The organism is Anaerococcus tetradius, from assembly GCF_947087635.1.
Lineage (GTDB): Bacteria > Bacillota > Clostridia > Tissierellales > Peptoniphilaceae > Anaerococcus > Anaerococcus tetradius.
Genome location: NZ_CAMUDP010000001.1, coordinates 80428 through 100034 on the forward strand (window position 1 = coordinate 80428; position 19607 = coordinate 100034).

A 19607-nucleotide genomic window follows, 5' to 3' on the forward strand; every position below is an offset into this window, starting at 1 on the left:
ATCCACCCTTTTTCCAAAAGTTTTAAATTTTTAAAAATAAGTTTTCCCAAAAAATAAATAAAAAATGTGGATAAGTTGCTTGAATCGCATGATTATAGTATAATTGAGAGTGTATAAGTATATGCAAAACTATGTTTTTTATCTGGATTTTTACTTTTTGTGTGGATAAATTTGGAAATTATCCTTGCTTTCTAAAATTTTCTAGGCTTAAAGCTTAAAATTCAGAAGAAAATTTTATCAACAAAAAAGTTATCCACAAGTTATCCAATTTTTGGGGATAAGTCTTATTTTTCTTTCTTATTTTTAAATTTTAGGGCTTTATAGACTGTGTATAACTTTTAGAGGAAGGAAGGTAGGATGGATGACGAATCTAGAATACATTACAGATGAATTAAAAAATGAAATGAAAATGCATGTAACCGATAGTCAGCAATTTGACACATGGATTAGCATTCTAAAACCCCTTAATTTGTACAATGGAACCCTTTATTTGGAAGTGCCTAAGAAGGATACACTTTTTATTTATGATAAGATTTGGGCTCCTCAACTCCAGATTGCCCTTGATAATATCAAAAGCAAAACTGGTAAAGATTTAATTATTGAGGTTGTTGCAAAAGATGGAGACAATTACAACAAGGTCTTAACCCTCGGTAAGGACTATGATCCTGACGGACAGATGAGACTTAATAAAGTTTCATCCTTCCCTAGACCCCAACTAGAAGAAGAAAATATTTTCGCAAATTTCGTAGAAGGCAAATCTAACCAATATGCCTTAGGGGTAAGCCAGGCTGTTGCAGAAAATATTTCTAACAAATCTCAGGCAAGACTTTACAATCCTCTCTTTATTTATGGGGAAAGTGGCCTAGGTAAGACCCACTTGATGCAGGCAATAGCCCACGAAATCCTTGATAATAGGGATGATGCTTATGTAATGTACTTATCAAGCGAGAAATTTACCAACGAGATGATTTCAGCCCTAAGGTCGACAAAAAATGAAAAATTTAGGGAAAAATATAGGTCAGTTGATATTCTTCTTATAGATGATATTCAATTCATTGCAGGTAAAGAAGGAACTCAAGAGGAGTTCTTCCACACCTTTAATGACCTTTATAACACAGGTAAACAAATAGTAATATCCTCAGACAGGCCACCAAAGGAGATAAAGCACCTAGAAAATAGGCTTATTTCAAGGTTCTCCTGGGGAATTATAGTCGATATTGGTAAACCTGATTTTGAAACTAGGGTAGCAATCCTTCAAAAAAAGCTTGACCAATTAGGAGCTTATATAGAAAATGACATCTTGTTTTATATAGCAGAAAATATTGATACCAACATAAGAGATTTGGAAGGAGCCTTGTCTACTGCCATAGCCTATGCTAAAAGTGATAATAGAGAAATTGTTACTATGGAAGATGCTATAAAGGGTGTAGGAACTAGGGTTAAGGATAAGAAAAAACGTGTTGGTATAGATGATATACAAAAATATGTCGCAGATAAGTATGGAGTCAAGCTATCTGAGCTAAAGGGCAAATCTAGAAAGAAAGAAATTGTAAATCCTAGACAAATAGCCATGTTTTTAGCCAGAGAAATCCTAGAAGATTCTCTAGTAACTATATCTAATGCCTTTGATAGGGATCATACAACTGTCATGCATGGTATAGATAAAATTCAAAAACAAATGGATGAAGATGATAGCTTCAAAGAAGAAATAGATGCTCTCCTAAAGGAGATAACAGAGTAAAATGTTAATAAGCCTGTGGATAAGTATGTTGATAAGTAGGATGTGATTTTTTCTTGCTTCACGCTTGTGGATAATGTGGAAAACTAGCTATCTTATCCTTTTTCTACCCACAAGTTATCAATAAGACTTTTAAGCTAGATATAAACTTTTAAGAGACTTATCCACATTTATACAGGCCCTACTAATAATACTACTAAGTATATATTTAAGTTAAGGAGTAACAATGAAATTTAGAATTAGTCAGCAAGATTTAATGAGTGCTATAAATATTGCTATGAAAGCTGTCTCAAAAAGTACCAATATACAGATTCACGAATTAATATACTTCGAGTGTTTTGATAATAGTCTTTTCCTCAAAGCCTTTGATGGCGAAATAGCTATAAAAACAAAAGTAGATGCTGTAGTTGATGAAAAAGGTGAGATGGCTGTTAAGGCAAGCCTTATTGCAAATATAGTAAGAAAACTACCTAATGATATTGTAATTGTAGAAAATAAGGATGGAAAAATAAATATCAAGTGCTCATCATCAAACTTTAACCTTTTAGCCTTTGATTATTTTGAGAAAAATGAATTATCCATACCAGATACTTTGGCTATAGAAATAGATAATGATGTCCTAAAAAGATCAATAAGTCAAACTGAATTTGCAACAAGTCTTGACGAAACAAAGCTTGCCCTAACAGGAATTCTTTTTGAATTTAAAGATGGATTCCTAAATATGGTTGCCTTGGATGGTTACAGGGTTTCTCTAAAAAAAGTAAAACTCGAATATCCTACAGACTATGAAGATAGTGAATATATCATCCCAAAAAGATCCCTATTAGAATGGTCAAGGATAGTTTCTGACGATACAAAAACTAAACTCTATAAGAATGAAAATGATTTGATTTTTGTAAGTGAAAATACTACTATGCAATGCAAGGTAATAGATAAGAATTTTATAGATTATAGAAATATTATTAATGATATTTCAGAAACTAGCATAATCGTTGATAAAAGAGAGCTTATAAATTCACTAGACCGTGCTCAAGTTTTAGCAGATCCTGGCAGGGCAAACCTAATAAAGATAGAAATTTCTGATAAGATTATGTTAATAAAATCAAATTCTGAAATAGGGGATGTAAGAGAAGCTATAGATGTTGATCAACAAGGCCCTGATCTTGAAATAGCCTTCAATGCAAGATACATGCAAGAGGGTGTCAAGGCTTGCGATTCTACAAAAATCAAGCTAAACTTCAAATCAGCCCTAAATCCATGTTTAATTTATCCTGAAAATTCATCCTATGAAAATGAAGATTTCACCTATCTTGTTTTACCAGTAAGGCTTGCTAATTAGAGGTATATATGGAAAAGATAGAATTTTATGCAGAAGAAATAAGCCTTAAAGATCTACTAAAGGCTACTAATATAATTCCAACGGGTGGACTTGCGAAAAACATCATAAAAGATGAGGGAGTCCTCCTCAATGGTGAGCTTTGCCATATTCCAGGCAAGAAACTTCACAAAAAAGACCTAGTAGTATTTGATGATTTTGAAATTACAATTGTATAATGTGGATTAAAGACTTAAAATTAAATAATTTTAGAAATTATTTTTATGAAAGTGTGGAATTTAACAAAGATACAAATATTTTCATCGGAGATAATGCCCAGGGTAAGACCAATCTTTTGGAAAGTGTTTATTATTTGGCTAATGCAAGGAGCTTTAAGAAAATTAGAGATAAGGACATTGTTAGATTTTCTCAAAGTCAGATGAAATTAGCTGGAACCGTTAGAAAAGGAAGGTCTTTTAAGGAAGTTCTTATAGAAGTTAATGATAAGGATAAGAGTATTTTTGTAAATGGAGTAAAGTATGATAGGAGCAAAGATTTAAAATCTTTGTTTAAGATAGTCCTTTTTACACCTGAAGATTTGGCAATCATAAAGGATGGGCCAAACCTTAGACGTGATTTGATTGATAAGATTATAGAAGGGATAGACTTATCCTACAAGTCATACAAGAGGGATTACGATAAGATTTTATATCAGAGAAATAAACTCCTGAAAAATACTAAATCCCAATATTTTAAAGAACAGCTTGCTGCTTTTGACAAGTCTCTAAGTAAGCTCGGATATAGGATTTATAAGAGTCGATTAAAATTTATAAAAATAATAGACCAGTATGCTAGAGATTTTCACTCATCCCTAACTTCTTCTAAAGAGGAATTAAGGTTAAGTTATCTAGCAGATATAAGTCCAAAAGATTTAGAAGAATATGAAGAAATTTTCGCTACCTCAAGGGATAAGGATTTAAAATATTTGACCAGCCAAAGGGGCATCCATAGGGATGATATTGAGATTACTATAAATGGCAAGGATACAAAAAACTTTGCTTCCCAGGGGCAACAGCGTTCGGCAATTCTAAACATAAGACTTGCGGAAGTTAAATTAATCAAAGAGGTGACAGGTGATGAGGCTGTCATTTTGTTTGATGATGTATTTTCAGAACTTGATGAAAAAAGGTCCGTGTTTTTACTTGAAAACCTTAATGGTTATCAAACTATAATTACTGCGACCAACACCAAGAGCTTGGAATATATAGACAAAGATAAGATTTCATATATCTTTGATGGAAAGATTAGAAAGGAATAGTATGCAAGATAATAATTATGATGCTGGTAATATCAGGGTTTTGGAGGGGCTTGAACCCGTTCGTCTAAGACCTGGTATGTATATAGGATCAACCAGTCAGAGAGGACTCCACCACCTAGTCTATGAAGTAGTAGACAACTCGGTAGATGAGGCCCTAGCAGGACGTTGTGACTACATAAAAGTTACTATTGATAAGGATAATGTTGTAAGTGTAGAAGATGACGGATCAGGAATCCCAGTCAAAGAACACCCAACAACTCACAAATCTACCTTGGAGACAGTCCTAACCGTCCTTCATGCTGGTGGTAAATTTGACGATTCAGCCTACAAGGTATCAGGTGGTCTTCACGGTGTAGGTGTTTCAGTAGTAAACGCCCTTTCTGAATACCTAATAGCAGAAGTAAAAAGAGATGGTCACATCTACAAGATGGAATTTGCTAGAGGTGAGGTAACTAAAGACATAGAAGTAATAGGCGATACGGAAGAAACTGGAACAAAAATCACCTTCAAGGCAGATGGAGAAATCTTTGATACTACCATATATGACAGGACAATCCTTGAAAATAGATTTAGGGAGATGGCCTTCCTCAATAAGGGAGTGGAGATACAATTTGAAGATGAGAGAGAAGACTTCAAAACTAGCTTCAAATTTGAAGGAGGTATTTCAGAATTTGTAGCCTATCTAAATAGGAATAAGGATCCAATAATGGAGATGATTCCTCATTTTGATGGCTTCCAAGAAGATACTGAGGTAGAATTTGCCTTCCAATATACAGATGCCTATAGCGAAAATATCCTATCCTATGCCAACAACATCCAAACTCCAGAAGGAGGAAGCCATTTGGCAGGGCTTAGGTCATCTTTAACAAGGACTGTAAATGACTATGCCAGAAAATATAACTTTTTAAAAGACAACGAAGATAACCTCCAGGGTGAGGACATCAGAGAGGGTATTACAGCCATAATATCTGTAAAAATAACTGATCCTCAATTTGAAGGCCAAACCAAGTCCAAACTCGGTAACTCCGAAGTAAGAGGTGCGGTAGATACCTTTATTTCAGAACATTTGGCAAACTTCCTTGAAGAAAATCCAAAGCCTGCCAAGGCCATAATAGATAAGGCCCTTGCAAGTAGACGTGCTAGGGAAGCTGCTAGAAAGGCAAGAGATCTAACCCGTAAGAGATCAATCCTTGATTCAGCAACTCTTCCAGGAAAACTTGCAGATTGTCAATCGACAGATATAGGAGAAAACGAAATTTTCATAGTCGAGGGTAATTCTGCGGGAGGCTCTGCCAAAGGCGGTAGGGATAACAGGATTCAAGCTATCCTTCCTCTAAGAGGAAAGATAATGAATGTAGAAAAAGCCCACCTTGATAGGGTTCTTAATTCAGAAGAAATAAAAAATATGATTACAGCCTTTGGTACAGGTATAGGCAAGGAATTTGACCTAGAAAAACTTCGCTATGGCAAAATCATAATCATGACCGATGCCGATGTTGATGGTGCCCACATCAGAACCCTACTTTTAACTTTCTTCTACAGATATATGAAGGATTTAATAGATAAGGGCCATGTATATGTAGCCCTTCCACCTTTATACAGGATAAGCGTAGGCAAGAAGGAAAGATACGTTTATTCAGATGATGAAAGAGATAAGGTAATCAAAGAGCTTGGAGTAGATAATTACAAGATTAACAGATACAAGGGTCTTGGTGAAATGAATGCAGAACAATTATGGGAAACAACCATGGATCCAGACAGACGTGTTCTCCTAAGAGTAGTAGAAGATATGGAATCAACCACAACTGATGACACCTTCGCCCTTCTAATGGGAGAAAAGGTAGAACCTAGACGTAACTTCATCCAAGAAAACGCCAAGTACGTTACAGACATAGACGTATAGGAGGCAATATGACAGAAAATCAGAATATAATGAATATAGACCTTGAGAGCAAGATGAAATCATCTTATCTTGAATACTCAATGTCTGTAATAGTAGCAAGAGCCCTACCAGATGTGCGTGATGGTCTAAAACCAGTTCATAGAAGAATCCTCTATGATATGCAACTTCTAGGCCTTGATCCAAATAAACCAACCAGAAAATCAGCCAGGGTAGTCGGAGATGTAATGGGTAAATTTCACCCTCATGGTGACTTAGCAATCTATGATGCCCTAGTAAGACTTGCCCAAGACTTCTCAACCAGATATCCCCTTGCCCAAGGTCAAGGTAACTTCGGTTCCATAGACGGGGATGCTGCCGCAGCCATGCGTTATACAGAAGTTAGGATGAGTAAGATTGCCAAGGAAATGCTAAGGGATATAGGCAAAGACACAGTTGACTTTATGCCAAACTTCGATGAAGAAGAATTAGAGCCAACAGTCCTTCCATCAAGATTTCCAAACCTACTTGTAAATGGGTCAAATGGTATAGCTGTAGGTATGGCGACAAACATGGCTCCTCACAATCTAGGTGAGGCCATAGACGCATGCATAGCCTACATGAAAGATCCAGAAATATCCATAGATGATCTCATAGAAATAATACCTGGACCAGACTTTCCAACAGGCGCCCTAATCTTAGGCAAGTCCGGCATAAAAGAAGCCTATAAGACTGGTAGGGGCAAGATTAAGCAAAGGGCAGTAGCAAAAATTGAACCCTTTAAGAAAAATAGAGAAAGAATAATCATAACAGAAATTCCTTATCAGGTAAACAAGGCAAGATTAATAGAAAAAATAGCTGACCTTGTAAAAGAAAAAAGAGTAGATGGTATATCTGACATAAGAGATGAATCAGATAGAAAGGGAATGAGGATAGTAGTTGAAATCAAGAGAGATTCCAACCCTAATATAGTCCTAAATAACCTCTACAAATACACCCAACTAGAAAATACTTTCGGTATTATAAACCTAGCCCTAGTAGCTGGCGAGCCAAAGATATTAAACCTAAAAGAGCTAATCGAATACTATGTTGACCACCAAAAGGAAGTAGTAACTCGTAGGACTACATTTGACCTATCAAAGGCAAGAGATCGCAAGCACATAGTAGAAGGTTTAATTATAGCCATTGACCACATAGATGAAATTATCAAAATAATAAGATCATCCTATGACAACGATCAAATCAAGAAAATTTTTTATGATAAATTTAAGCTAACAGAAGTTCAATCTCAAGCCATCCTAGATATGCAACTAAAACGCCTATCAGGACTAGAAATTGAAAAACTAAATGCAGAAAATGACGAACTTGCTAGGATGATTGACTACCTACTTTCAATCCTAAACTCTGAAGAAACCCTAATCAACCTAATAATCGACGAAATGACAGAAATTAAAGAAAAATACGCCGATGATAGAAGGACACAAATAGTACCAGATGAGGGAGAGATAGAAATATCAGAGCTATTTGAAAGAGAAGATATCCTAATAACCCTAACCAAGGATGGCTACATCAAGAGACTTCCTATCGACACCTACAAGGTACAAAATAGGGGAGGTAAGGGAATTGCGGCAGGAAATACCAAAGAGGGTGACTTCATCAAAAAGATTATCACAACTAATACCCACGAAGAGCTCTTATTCTTCACATCTATGGGTAAGGTATTTTCTCTAGAAGCTTACATGATTCCAGAAGCTAGTAGAACATCAAGGGGACAAGCTATAATTAACATCCTAAATCTTGAATCTGGCGAGAGAATCACAGAAATGATGACTCTTTCAGACCTACACAAAAATAGCCAAATAGTCCTTCAAACCAAAAATGGTACCATAAAGAAAACTGATGCAGAAAACTTCGCTAACATAAGGAAAAATGGAATAATAGCCATATCTCTCCAAGAAAATGATAAGCTAATATCAGTTAGACAGATAGACAAGGAAGAAGAACTCCTAATATCTACCAAAAATGGTATGACTATCCAATTTAACTCCAAAGACCTTCGTTCTATGGGTAGAATTGCTCAAGGGGTTAAGGCAATCAAGCTAGATAAGGATGATGAAGTAGTATCAATGAACATCAAGGGTGAAGAAACCTACCTCTTGGTTGTTACAGAAAATGCCTATGGAAAGAAAACTTCCTTTAACAACTTCAAAAACCAAAATAGGGGAGGCAAGGGTGTAAAATGCCACAAGGTTACAGAAAAAACTGGAAAAGTAGTGGATACTTTACCAGTAGACCTAGATAATGATATAATGATGGTATCCTTATCAGGCGATATGATTAGACTAAGTGTCAGAGATATATCCATCACTGGTAGGAATACTGTAGGTGTAAAACTCAAAAACCTTACAGATGACAAAGACAGAATTGTTTCAGTAACTAAATACAGCACTTTGGAAGAAGAGGAAGAAGATGTTTAAAGCAAATATTAGTCAAGCAGAAGACAAGTTAGTTCTAGAACTTTCTGGCGACCTAGATGTTTATTCAGAAGAAGAATTCAAAAATCTAATAGAAGATGACCTAAGCTCAGTTGATAAAGACATAGTAATAGATATCAAAGATCTTGACTATCTAGACTCGACAGGTCTCGGTATGTTTATGAAAATATATAAGATAAACAAGGAAAAAGATAAGAAAGTTAAGATAATAAATCCAAAAGAAAATATCCTAAAACTATTTAAGATTACTGAGCTTACAGAAATATTCGAGATGGTGTAATATGGAAGAAATAAGCATAAAAATCCCAGCAAAAAGCCTCTACATTAAGTCTATGAGGCTTTTTGCTGCAAGCCTTGCATCAGACTTGGAATTTAACATAGAAGAAGTAGAAGATATCAGAGTTGTCGTATCCGAAGCCTTAAACTATAAGCTAAAGGGTGATGACATAAAGATAAACTTCTTTGCAGAAAGAAAAAAGCTCAAAGTTGAAGTCATAGGAAAAGATAGGGACTTAAACGAAAAGGCCCTAGCTATGAGAGACCTAATCCTTAAAGAATTGTGCGATGAACTTTCTATCTCAGAAGATAAGATAGTTATGACAATAAGGGCAGAATAATGTCTAAAGAAAGCAAAAAAGAGCACAAAGAAGCTCTTCAGGAAAAATTTGAACAATATTACAAAACCAAGGACAAAAAACTAAGAGATGAGCTTATAGAAGAACATATGTATATAGTCGATATCCTCTCCAACAAATATGTCGGAAAGGGAATCGAAAAAGACGACCTCTACCAAGTGGCAAGTCTCGGTCTAATATATGCAATCGAAAGATACGACCCATCTAAGGGCTTTGCCTTCTCATCCTTTGCAACCCCAACCATAATGGGCGAGTTAAAAAGATACTTTAGGGACAAGGGTTGGGTAATAAGAGTACCTAGGAGAATACAAAATCTCTATAAGAAAATAAATACTGCAAAAAAAATCCTACCCCAAGAACTCCAGAGAACCCCTACAGTAGCTGACATAGCAGACTATCTAGGAGAAGATGAGGAAACAATCCTTGAAACCATGGAAGCAAGTAAGGTCTACACTCCTCAATCCTTGGATATGAAATACCAAGTCCAAAAAGGAGAAAATGCTGTCGACCTATCCGATATGATAGGAGAAGAAGACAAAAACTTCGATTCCATAGAGCTAAAAGACCTAATAGACAAATCAATGGAAAGGCTAAATGACCTAGAAAAAGAAATCTTGGAACTAAGATACTACGAAGGAAGAACCCAAGTTGACATAGCTAATAGTTTGGATATAAGCCAGATGACAGTATCTAGAATTGAGAAAAAAATCTTACAAAAATTTAGCATAGAGCTAGAAAAGATGAAATAGGGGCTGTTGCAGAATGAATAAATCGTCCCAATATCATTAGAAGAACCTCCACGGAAATTTTGCCTCCATCAGCCGGCAGGCACCACTAAAAATTTCCTAAGAGAACCTTCTAATGATGGGACGATGATTATTCATAATTTTGCAACAGCCCCTTTTTCTTTTCTCCTGTAACAAATGTTACTGATTATTATTATCAAAAGCTATATAATAATAAAAAAGACATATGGAGGTAAGCTATGAAAATTGATATCAATAAAAATGTCTACGACCTAGTTACAGAAAACCCTCAAATAAAAGATAGACTTATAGACTTAGGCTTTAAGCCCCTATCCAACCCTATAATGTTTAACACCATGGCAAAGAAAATGTCCATCAAACGTGGGGCAAAGATGCTAGGCATAGAAAACATAAAAGAAAAACTAGAAAAAGCGGGCTTCGAGGTAATAGATGGGTCAGAAAATCCTGAAGTTAAAGAAAGAAAAGAATTAATAAAAACTTACATCAACAGATTGACCTCGGGCGAAGACCTAGAAACAGTAAGAAAAGACTTTGTAAAAAACTTCGATGGAGTATCCTCATCTGAAATAATGGATGCCGAAGAAGACTTGCTAGAATCAGGAGTAGATAAGGAAGAAGTAAGGAAATTATGTGACGTTCACTCAGCTCTCTTTCATGGAATGACGGAAAACGAAAAAAACAAAGAAACTTACACAGACCCCTTCATTTCCTATATGGCAAGAGAAAATGACAAGATAAAAGAACTTATCCAAAAAGCGAAAATTGGAGAAGAAATAGAAGAAACCATAAAAAACATAGGATCTCACTACAAGAAAAAGGGAGACCTCATCTATCCAATTCTCAAGGTAAAATATAACAAACCAGGCCCATCAGAAGTGATGTGGGCAGTAGATGTTGAAATAGGGAAAAATCTCAAAAAAGCACTCAAAGAAAATAAGGAAAAACTCCTAAATGAAAGCCTACAAAGAGCGGAGGAGATGACCTACAAGGAAGAAAATATCCTCTATCCCCTAGTAAGTGATAACTTGAGCGAAGAAGACCTAAAGCTTCTTTACCAAGACCTAGAAGACTATGATCACAACTTAATAGCCTACGGAAAAGAAAAGCTAGTCGAAGATAAGACTAACGAAGATAATTACATCCACTTCAAGAAAGGCAAACTAAGAATCGACCAAATAGAAGCCATGCTAGATACCATGGAATTTGAAATAACCTTTGTCGATGAAAATGACATAAACACTTACTACAACGACCACAAGGGATCAAAAGTCTTTAAAAGACCGACAAGTTCACTAGGAAGAGAAGTCTACACCTGCCACCCACCTCAAGTTGAGCCAATAGTAAGAGGCCTCATAAAAGACTTCAAAGACAAAAAGAAAGACTCCTTCAAACTAATAAAAAATATAGCTGGTAAGGACTTTGCCATCTCCTACTACGCAGTAAGGGACAAGGAAGAAAACTACAAGGGAGTCCTAGAAATAGTCCAAGATTTAAGCTTCTATAAGGAATATCTAAATAAATAAATCTTGCGGAGGAAAAAATACTCCGCTTTTTTCATATATAAGCCTTGTGATATAATTTAAATATCAAGACTTATATATATAAATCCAAGTCATTGATGATTTGTCATTTGAAACTTATGAAAAATACAATAATCTTTATTACACATTATAGATATTAGTTATAATACTTGGAGGAAGTAGTGGAAGTTTTTAATTTATTGGATAATTTGAAGTTTTCTAAGGAAGAAGAAGTTGAAGAGAAAGTTTATGAAGATGAGAAAGTTAGAGTTCTTAGGACTATGTCCCTTGATCAAGTTACAGACTTTATGATCCAAGATGAGGATGAGTTTGTTGTTCTGATGGAGGGCAAGGCTTCTATTGAGACTGACAGAGAAGTTATAGAAATGAAAAAGGGAGATTTTCTTTTTATAGAAAAAGGCATTAGGCATAGGGTCATAGGCCAGGATAAGGCTGTTTGGTTTTGCCTTTTTGTAAAATAAAGGATAGTTATTTGATAATCTTTACAAGTATTTAGCTAGATAAAACTTACAGTATTTATTTTAATGAATTTACTTGATAAATTATTTTGTTATCTATTGACAAAAGAATAAGGATATGATAAAAGTATCTTAAAGGAGCTTGTTATGTTTTGTAAAAAATGTGGTTATTTGAACAAGGATGATTCCAAGTTTTGCGAAAATTGTGGAGCGAAACTTGATGGGGATGATAGTCCTACTGAAAAATTAAATTTGAATGAGGATATGGATTCTTATAGGAGAAGTTACCAATCTTCTTCTCCTAAGCCTTCTTATGAAAGCCAAGCTAGGAACAGCTATAAGGCTTATAGTAAAGATTCTAGTGATGGTGGAGATAAGAAGAAGTTGTTTTTGTATGGGCTTGTAGGGGTTTTGATTATAATTCTTCTTGCCATAGTTGTTAAGTCTGCCTTTTTTTCTGATTATAGTAAAAATGCTGGTGATGATATTAGCGAGCATGAAGAAAATATCAGTAGCGAGGATAAGGAAGCTAAAGACGAGAAATCTATCTATAAGGATAAGTTAGCTGATGCGAGAAAGGCAATTGTAGATAAGGACTATGAGAAGGCTTTATCTTTAATAGATGAGATTCCAGCAAGTGCTGGCAAAGATTATAAGCTAGCCCTTAGTGAGAAGAAAAAAGTTGAAATGGATATAGTTGAAGAGCTTAATAAGTACATTGAAGCTAAGGATTATGCAAAAGCCAAAGACTTATCTGATTCTTATTTGGGCCTAATGCCTGATAGTCAAGATATATGGGATATTAATTTAAAAGCTAGTGAGCAAATCAAAAAGACTAATGAAGAAAAGTCGAAAAAAATCAAAGATAATGAAAAAAGCAATCAGGCTAAGAAAGAAGCTAATATAAAAAATAGCGAAGTATCCAATGATGAATTAGTAGATTTGGACGAGCTTAGAAGGAATAATTCTTATGGTGAAAATGGAAACCCTAAATATACAGATATTTATAAGGAAAGTGACTTCCTCCACAAGAGTTTTAGGGTCATGACTGATGTAGGTATGGTTAGACAAGGCCACAGCTTGAATTCTAAGGCAATAGGCAAAGTCTATAAGGGTGATGTAGTTTATGTAGAAGATTGCGTTAGTGATGGTGAAAGATACTGGTGTTATATAGGTAGCGGTTGGGTATCAACCAAGCTATTTACAGGAGAATATAATTAGGAGGATTTCATGGCGAAATTTTGTAATCAATGCGGTAGGCCTTTAAAAGAAGGCGAAGTTTGTGATTGTCAAAAAAATAAGACTGAAAAATTAGATAAAAAAGATTTTGCTAGGGCTGAAGAAAATAGGACCTATGATTATTCTAATAGTGCTTCTAATACTTCAAGTTCACATTCAGATGATAAGAACATCATTGATGATATAAGTTATTGGCAAGGTAAATTCCAAGATAAGCTAGGTGCATCTTTTAAGGAAAAGGTCGACGATTTCAAGAAGATGAATGAAGAAATTAATTCCTACAACGATGATGTTGTTATTCCTAGCCTTATTAATGCGAGTGAAGGGGAGATTTGCGTAAAACAATATGATATAGCGACCTTTAAGAATATGCTCATGGGCTTTATAACTTACTCTAAGGCTAATTGTAAGCTTTTGGTAACTAACAAGAGGGTGCTCCTATCTGCTAGGGGAAGGGATATAAAGGGAAATCTTAATTTCCAAAATGAGTTTTCTTTAAGTGATATAGCAGGAATTAGTCTTGTAAGCGAATATATACCTAACCCTTTTAAGTTTATACTAGGGCTTATCATAAGTATTTTTATCAATACTATATTAGTAACTATGGGTGGTGGAAATTATGATAGCGGTGGCTTCATTATGGGTATCTTATGCATTATTATTGGACTTATATCCAGCATAATGATAAAAAATAACAATATTCTATCTCTTTTGGCATCAAATGTCATCCTTGCAGGAGCGACTTTATCGGGTGGAGTTGGTGCTTTAACATCAATGATGACTTTTGAATCTCGCCAAACAGCCCTACTAAAGCTAATTATTTTTGGTATAATAGCGTTTTTTGCCTTGATTTATACTTTTCTAAGGATTTGGGCATTTGCTCAAGTGCCAAATCTTACCTTATCTATAAATACCAGGTCTTCTTTTCCAGCTATAGATATGAGAAAGAGAGAGAAGAAAATGTTCGGTCTTATATCAGATGCAAGTGGAACTAATACAGGTTTTGATTATGTAGTTCCAGCCAGAGATACAGAATTGGCAATTAGGGAATTGGGAAGTCTAATTTCAGATATCCAATCTCATGGTGATTATGGTATCGAAAAATGGAAGAATATCTAAAGGAACAAGGAAAAAAATTTAATATTGAAAATTATTTTAAGCCTGAATCCTATACTATCCCTAATGCTTTAGGCTTTGCTATTGACGAAGATAAGCTTAAACAGAACAAGGGAAATGAGTTTGAAGAGGAATTTACAAAGTCTTTAGAAAATGCACCTAACTTAGAATCAGTTTCTCTCTTGGGGAAATCAAGTGGATATAATTTGTTTAAGCTTGGTAATACAGAAGCTTCGATCGATTTAGACCATGAAAAATTAATTGATTCACCAGAAGATGCTATTTCCATAGGAACTAAAGCAAAAATATCAGATAAATTCGCTCTAAAAAGCAAACATAGTTTCTATAAACAAAAGCTTAGCATCTCACAAACTATAGTAGAATCAAAAGATAAGAAGGTTAAATTTAGTCAGGACATGGGCCTTGCCCTTAAAAGCCCGAATCTATCTTCTGATAATGAAAAAGATGATTATGACCTAGAAGCATCTAATAAATTCGCCTTAAAAGTTGGGGATTTCAAACTAGAACAAAGTGGAACATTAGGACTATTGTCAGAAAATAGCGAAAAATTCGATTTTGATTTTTCCTATGAGCCAGAAGATCCAAATATCGCCCAAAAAGCCCTACTTGAGAGCATTAGGACTACATCAATACTTAAAAATTTTGCTTTGATGGATAATTCATCTAGCAAGGAGACTAACAAGAATGAAGAGGGTATTAACAATGATATCGCTCTATGATGAGGAGAATTAATTGAAGAAAATAGAAGTATTTGAAGGAGATGAGCTTTCTTTCAGCCCCAATTTTATCGAAAATACTGATGATTCTATATATCTTTTTGGTGAAAGCTTCCTAGGCCATCCTATGAACATTCCCCTAAGCCAAGACTTGTTAAGCAAACACGTCCTAATCTTAGGAAATATAGGTAGTGGTAAGACTAACGTCTTCTTTCAAATCCTAGATCAGTTAAGCTCAAGGATAAAGAAGGACGATGTAATAATAATTTTTGATACCAAGGGAGAATTTTACGAAAGTTTCTATAAGGCTGGTGACATTGTAATTTCTAACGATGAAACAGCGACAGGACGTGATGGTGAAGATTATTGGAATATATTTAGGGAAATTGACCATGATAAGCTAGAAGAAAGCATAATGGAGATAGCATCCACCTTTTTTGAGGGGAAAATTTCTTCTACCCCACAAAAATTTTTCCCTATGGCGGCTAAAGATATCTTTGCAGCAATCCTTACTCATTTTTATAGGTCTAGGGATAAAATCGAAGTCAATAATGCCCTGCTTAGGGAATTTTTGGATATAGGTTCAGCTGACTTGATTAGAAAAATGTTAAGCCAACATGAGGATTTAGCTAATCTTATTTCCTACATTGATAATGATAAGTCCGGCCAAACTCAAGGAGTCTTATCCGAGCTTCAACAAGCTGTAAGGGAAATCTTGATAGGAAACTTCAAAAAGGAAGGCTCTCTATCAATAAGAGATGCAGTAAGAAATAAGGATGGAAGAAAAATTTTTGTCGAATATGACCTAGCAAGTGGCAAGGTCTTATCTCCAATCTATACCCTTCTCTTTGATTTGGCTATAAAACAAGCCCTATCGAGAAAAAAGAGTCAGGGCAATGTCTATTTTATTATAGATGAGTTTTCCCTCCTACCAAACCTATCCCACCTAAATGATGCCATAAACTTCGGCAGAAGTCTTGGAGTTAAATTTATAATAGGCGTTCAAAACATAGAACAAATCTATGACTCCTACAAGGAATACCAGGCAAGGTCAATCCTTTCAGGTCTTTTAACTTCGATTTGCTTTAAGGTAAACGAAGAAAGCTCTAGAAAGTTTATCAAGGACTTGTATGGGAGAAATCGAAAGAAGGATACCTTTATCTCAGCTATACAAAATCGAGGTATAGTCGAGCAAGTTAGGGATTCTAATGTAGTAGAGGATTGGAATATATCAAATCTTAAAGTAGGAGAAGCCATCATAGGTCTAGCTAATTCAAATCCATTTTTATATAAATTTAAAAAGAGTAAATGACAGAAAAAGTCTCTCGCAAAATGTGAGAGACTTTTAGTATTTATTCACCAGGATACATAGTTGATGAGCCTGGATACATTTTAGCAAGCTCGTTGATTATTAGTCCTATATCACCGAAACCTGTTTGTTCTAGTTTCTTTTGGGCTCTAGTATAGGCCTTATCAATATCGTCGTTGGTCATTTTATCAACGGCATCTTGCTTAAATTCATAATTATCTACTAGGGATTTTTTGAATTCTTCGTAATCGCTATCTTTTTCTCCAAACTTTAGGGTCTTATCTTTAGACTTTGAATCTTTAGAAAATAATTCTTCTCCAGCTAGTTCTACATAATCATTGTAGAGGCCTTCTGGTTTCTTATCGTAGGCCTTTTTGAAGGCTTCTTCCAATTTCTTGTCAGAAATTTTTGCTATTTCATCTTCATCATAGCCTAGATTTGCCATAGCCTTTCTTTCATCTTCATACTTATCAGTAACTTTATCTGTACTCTTTGGCCAGTTGTAAAGAGTCTCGATAGATTCAAGCGGGAATTTGTTTGAATAATTTTCGTAATCCTTAGCAAGCTCTTGGAAAATAAAATCTTTTATATCCCAATAACCAGTCTTTTCACTTGCAGCTTTGGCACGGACATAATATTCTTTGATATCTTCATCACTTAACTCATCAAGGATGGCTGGATTGAACTGTCCGATATCTACTATGTACTGTCTTATCTTTGCATAGTCAATTTTGTTAAGGGCATCTCCTATATCTTTCTTGTCAGAATCTTCTTTATCTGCTTTTACTTTATCGCCTAGGAGATCCTTATTATTATCCTTATCAGGATCTTCTTTTAGTGCTTTTTCTATAGTTTGTTCAGAAACATTTCCCTTGGCATTTCCTGTTAAATTAGAACAAGAACTTAGTCCTAGTATTAGGGCAAATGCTAATAATATTTTTTTGCTTTTCATATAACCTCCTGTTTTTACTATCATACCCTTTTTGCATTTTTTTAATAATTCTACCTTTTATTGGAGGGATTTTGTAGAAAAACCATAAATTTCATAAAATTGTAACCTTTTTGTTGCAATTTATCTTAAAATGGTCTATAATAGTCATGAAATATCAAAAAATCGGATTAAAGTAAAAAATACTATAGAAATTGTAATTAAATTGTAATTTAAATATTTATGTGAAAGAGGTAGAGATGAAAAAGGTTAATAAGACAATACTCTTTGCATCAACTTTGTTTATATCTTCTATATTTGCAGGAGCGAATCACTCATATGCCCAAGAAGATTATAAGTTAGATGATAGCTTGACACAAGCACAAAATAAAGAGAGTTCAGATTCTGATTCGACTAAAGAAAATAATCAAGAGCCTGTGAACTATGATTATGAAGGCCTTGAAAAAGCCCTAAATGAAATCGAAAGCGATAAGGCTAGCGATGGTAAGGGAGAAATAGAATCAACAAAAGCTATCAATAAAGAAGAGCAAAATCTTCCTACACAAGAAGAAATCTCTATTAAAGAAATATCTGGAGATAAGGGTCCTAAGGATGCCAAGAACACTAACTACCAAGATATAGTTTATTATGATAATTCTAAACTAGATGAAATCTATAAAGAAGCAAAAACTAAGCCACAAAAGGCAAACTTACCAAGTTCTAGCAGGGGAGCTTCCAAAGAAGAAAGACAAGCTAGTAAAACTAACTGGTATGAAGAAAACTCTAAAGTATATCACAAGGACGATAAGGGTAGCCTTAGCAAGGGCCTTAGTGAAATAGAAGGTAAGAAATACTACTTTGACAAGGATGGAGTTCTTCAAACTAATAAAAAAATAATCACCAACAATTCCTACTACGAGGCAAATGATAGGGGAATCCTAAGCCAAAAACCTAATTCTTGGGTAAATGTTAATAAAAAAGTTTATCGCACTGATAATAAGGGAAACATCCTAAAGGGCATATCTAAAATCGGCAAAGATCTTTATAATTTTAGCGACGAAGGAGTTCTTCAAGCTAATATAAAGGAAATCAAAGACGATATGATCTATATGACAGATAAGTTAGGAAAGATTTCCAATCCAAAGAACTTCTGGGCAAATATTGGCGGAAAAACCTATAGGACTGGTAAGGATGGAAAAATTCTTACTGGGGCTAACAACATAGAAGGCAAGACCTATGTCTTTGATAAAGACGGGGTAATGGCTAAAAACAAAGGCATAATGTCTCAAGGTAGATTTTACAACACTGACAGCAGGGGTGTAGCAAATAACCCTAAAAATGCTTGGATAAACTTCAATGGTAAAAAATACCACACCAACCCTAATGGCTATGTTCAAGAAGGTGTATGGAAGATTGATGGAAAACTTTACTATTTTACATCTAATGGTCTTCAAGGAAATGCTGAAGTTGTTCAACAAGGAGTTGTATATAAGGTAGATGCTAATGGTATAGCAAAACCAGTCGATAACAATATAGATGGTGAAAAGAACCTAGATAAGGTTATAGAGTGGATGCTTACAGCAAGAAAAGCAGGCCTAAGGTACGATATGCATTGGAAAAACAGGGTTTCCGACAAGGCAGCCGACTGTTCATCAGCAGTATATAGGTCCTTAATATATGGTGGCTTCCTAAAACAAGGTAGTTACATAGGAAATACTGAAACTCTCTTTAAAATGGGAAGAGAACGCAAGATAATGTATGAAGTAAAAGAATCAGAAATAAGATATGGAGATATCTTCGTGGCTGGAACTCCAGGAGAAAGTAGTGGAGCTGGTGGCCATACAGGCTTTATCCTAAATAGAGCAAATGACACTATAATCCACATGTCTTATGGTCAAGATGGGGTTGCTATAACTCCTAGAAAAGGATACATGGGAGATAGCTCAGGCCTACCAGTAAGATATTATAGACTTATTGGAGCAGGTTCAAACAATCTATATGAAAGTGAAAAATAAAACTATAGGAGTCCTATTAGCTTAGCTAGTAGGCTCTTTTTTTGTTTAAAAATTAAAAGATATACATAAATATATTTATATAGAAGTTAATTTTCTAAGTAAGAAGACAATAATGCG

The 19607-nt window shown here is 34.8% G+C and carries 17 protein-coding genes; 16 read left to right on the forward strand and 1 reads right to left on the reverse strand.

Annotation, left to right across the window (positions count from 1 at the left end; translation table 11 throughout):
- Positions 1–361 precede the first annotated feature (361 nt).
- The 15 genes from dnaA (at position 362) to P6936_RS00485 (ending at position 16550) form a co-directional block, all read left to right on the forward strand.
- Positions 362–1741 (forward strand): chromosomal replication initiator protein DnaA, encoded by a 1380-nt coding sequence (dnaA, locus tag P6936_RS00415; RefSeq protein ID WP_060928918.1) that lies wholly within the window; start codon positions 362–364, stop codon positions 1739–1741.
- A 223-nt stretch (positions 1742–1964) separates the two neighbouring features.
- Positions 1965–3077 carry a DNA polymerase III subunit beta gene (dnaN, locus tag P6936_RS00420; RefSeq protein ID WP_276862078.1) on the forward strand — a complete coding sequence of 371 codons (1113 nt, stop codon included), beginning with the start codon at positions 1965–1967 and terminating at the stop codon, positions 3075–3077.
- Positions 3078–3085: 8 nt separating this feature from the next.
- Positions 3086–3292 carry an RNA-binding S4 domain-containing protein gene (locus P6936_RS00425; protein WP_004836560.1) on the forward strand — a complete coding sequence of 69 codons (207 nt, stop codon included), beginning with the start codon at positions 3086–3088 and terminating at the stop codon, positions 3290–3292.
- Entirely contained in the window at positions 3292–4371 is a 1080-nt protein-coding gene (gene recF, locus P6936_RS00430) for a DNA replication/repair protein RecF (RefSeq protein WP_004836559.1), read from the forward strand. Before P6936_RS00425 ends, recF begins: the two co-directional genes overlap by 1 nt.
- Position 4372: 1 nt before the next feature.
- A complete protein-coding gene (gene gyrB / locus P6936_RS00435) occupies positions 4373–6274 on the forward strand; it encodes a DNA topoisomerase (ATP-hydrolyzing) subunit B (protein ID WP_060928920.1) in 1902 nt (633 codons plus the stop codon).
- Between the two features lie 8 nt (positions 6275–6282).
- Complete coding sequence (gene gyrA, locus P6936_RS00440) at positions 6283–8727, forward strand: DNA gyrase subunit A (RefSeq protein ID WP_276880536.1); 2445 nt, start codon at positions 6283–6285, stop codon at positions 8725–8727.
- Positions 8720–9025, forward strand: a complete 306-nt coding sequence (locus P6936_RS00445) for an STAS domain-containing protein (protein WP_004836556.1) — start codon at positions 8720–8722, stop codon at positions 9023–9025. Before gyrA ends, P6936_RS00445 begins: the two co-directional genes overlap by 8 nt.
- A gap of 1 nt (position 9026) precedes the next feature.
- Positions 9027–9362 (forward strand): ATP-binding protein, encoded by a 336-nt coding sequence (locus tag P6936_RS00450; protein WP_004836555.1) that lies wholly within the window; start codon positions 9027–9029, stop codon positions 9360–9362.
- Positions 9362–10129, forward strand: coding sequence for a SigB/SigF/SigG family RNA polymerase sigma factor (locus P6936_RS00455; protein ID WP_060928923.1), 768 nt, complete (start codon positions 9362–9364; stop codon positions 10127–10129). Before P6936_RS00450 ends, P6936_RS00455 begins: the two co-directional genes overlap by 1 nt.
- Positions 10130–10365: 236 nt before the next feature.
- A complete protein-coding gene (locus P6936_RS00460) occupies positions 10366–11670 on the forward strand; it encodes a DUF438 domain-containing protein (RefSeq protein ID WP_276880537.1) in 1305 nt (434 codons plus the stop codon).
- 179 nt (positions 11671–11849) lie between these two features.
- Complete coding sequence (locus tag P6936_RS00465; protein WP_276880538.1) at positions 11850–12149, forward strand: cupin domain-containing protein; 300 nt, start codon at positions 11850–11852, stop codon at positions 12147–12149.
- 144 nt (positions 12150–12293) lie between these two features.
- Positions 12294–13367: a zinc-ribbon domain-containing protein gene (locus P6936_RS00470; protein ID WP_004836547.1), complete on the forward strand. Its 1074-nt coding sequence runs from the start codon at positions 12294–12296 to the stop codon at positions 13365–13367.
- A gap of 9 nt (positions 13368–13376) precedes the next feature.
- On the forward strand, positions 13377–14504 hold the full coding sequence (locus P6936_RS00475; protein WP_276880539.1) for a hypothetical protein: 1128 nt from the start codon (positions 13377–13379) through the stop codon (positions 14502–14504).
- A complete protein-coding gene (locus P6936_RS00480) occupies positions 14489–15241 on the forward strand; it encodes a hypothetical protein (protein WP_276880540.1) in 753 nt (250 codons plus the stop codon). Before P6936_RS00475 ends, P6936_RS00480 begins: the two co-directional genes overlap by 16 nt.
- Before the next feature lie 13 nt (positions 15242–15254).
- On the forward strand, positions 15255–16550 hold the full coding sequence (locus P6936_RS00485; RefSeq protein WP_276880541.1) for a type IV secretory system conjugative DNA transfer family protein: 1296 nt from the start codon (positions 15255–15257) through the stop codon (positions 16548–16550).
- Between the two features lie 40 nt (positions 16551–16590).
- Here P6936_RS00485 and P6936_RS00490 read toward each other — a convergent pair whose 3' ends face one another.
- Complete coding sequence (locus P6936_RS00490) at positions 16591–17499, reverse strand: hypothetical protein (RefSeq protein WP_276880542.1); 909 nt, start codon at positions 17497–17499, stop codon at positions 16591–16593.
- Positions 17500–17735: 236 nt separating this feature from the next.
- Here P6936_RS00490 and P6936_RS00495 point away from each other — a divergent pair, with 236 nt between their 5' ends.
- Positions 17736–19490, forward strand: a complete 1755-nt coding sequence (locus P6936_RS00495; protein ID WP_276880543.1) for a peptidoglycan amidohydrolase family protein — start codon at positions 17736–17738, stop codon at positions 19488–19490.
- The last annotated feature ends 117 nt before the right edge of the window (positions 19491–19607 follow it).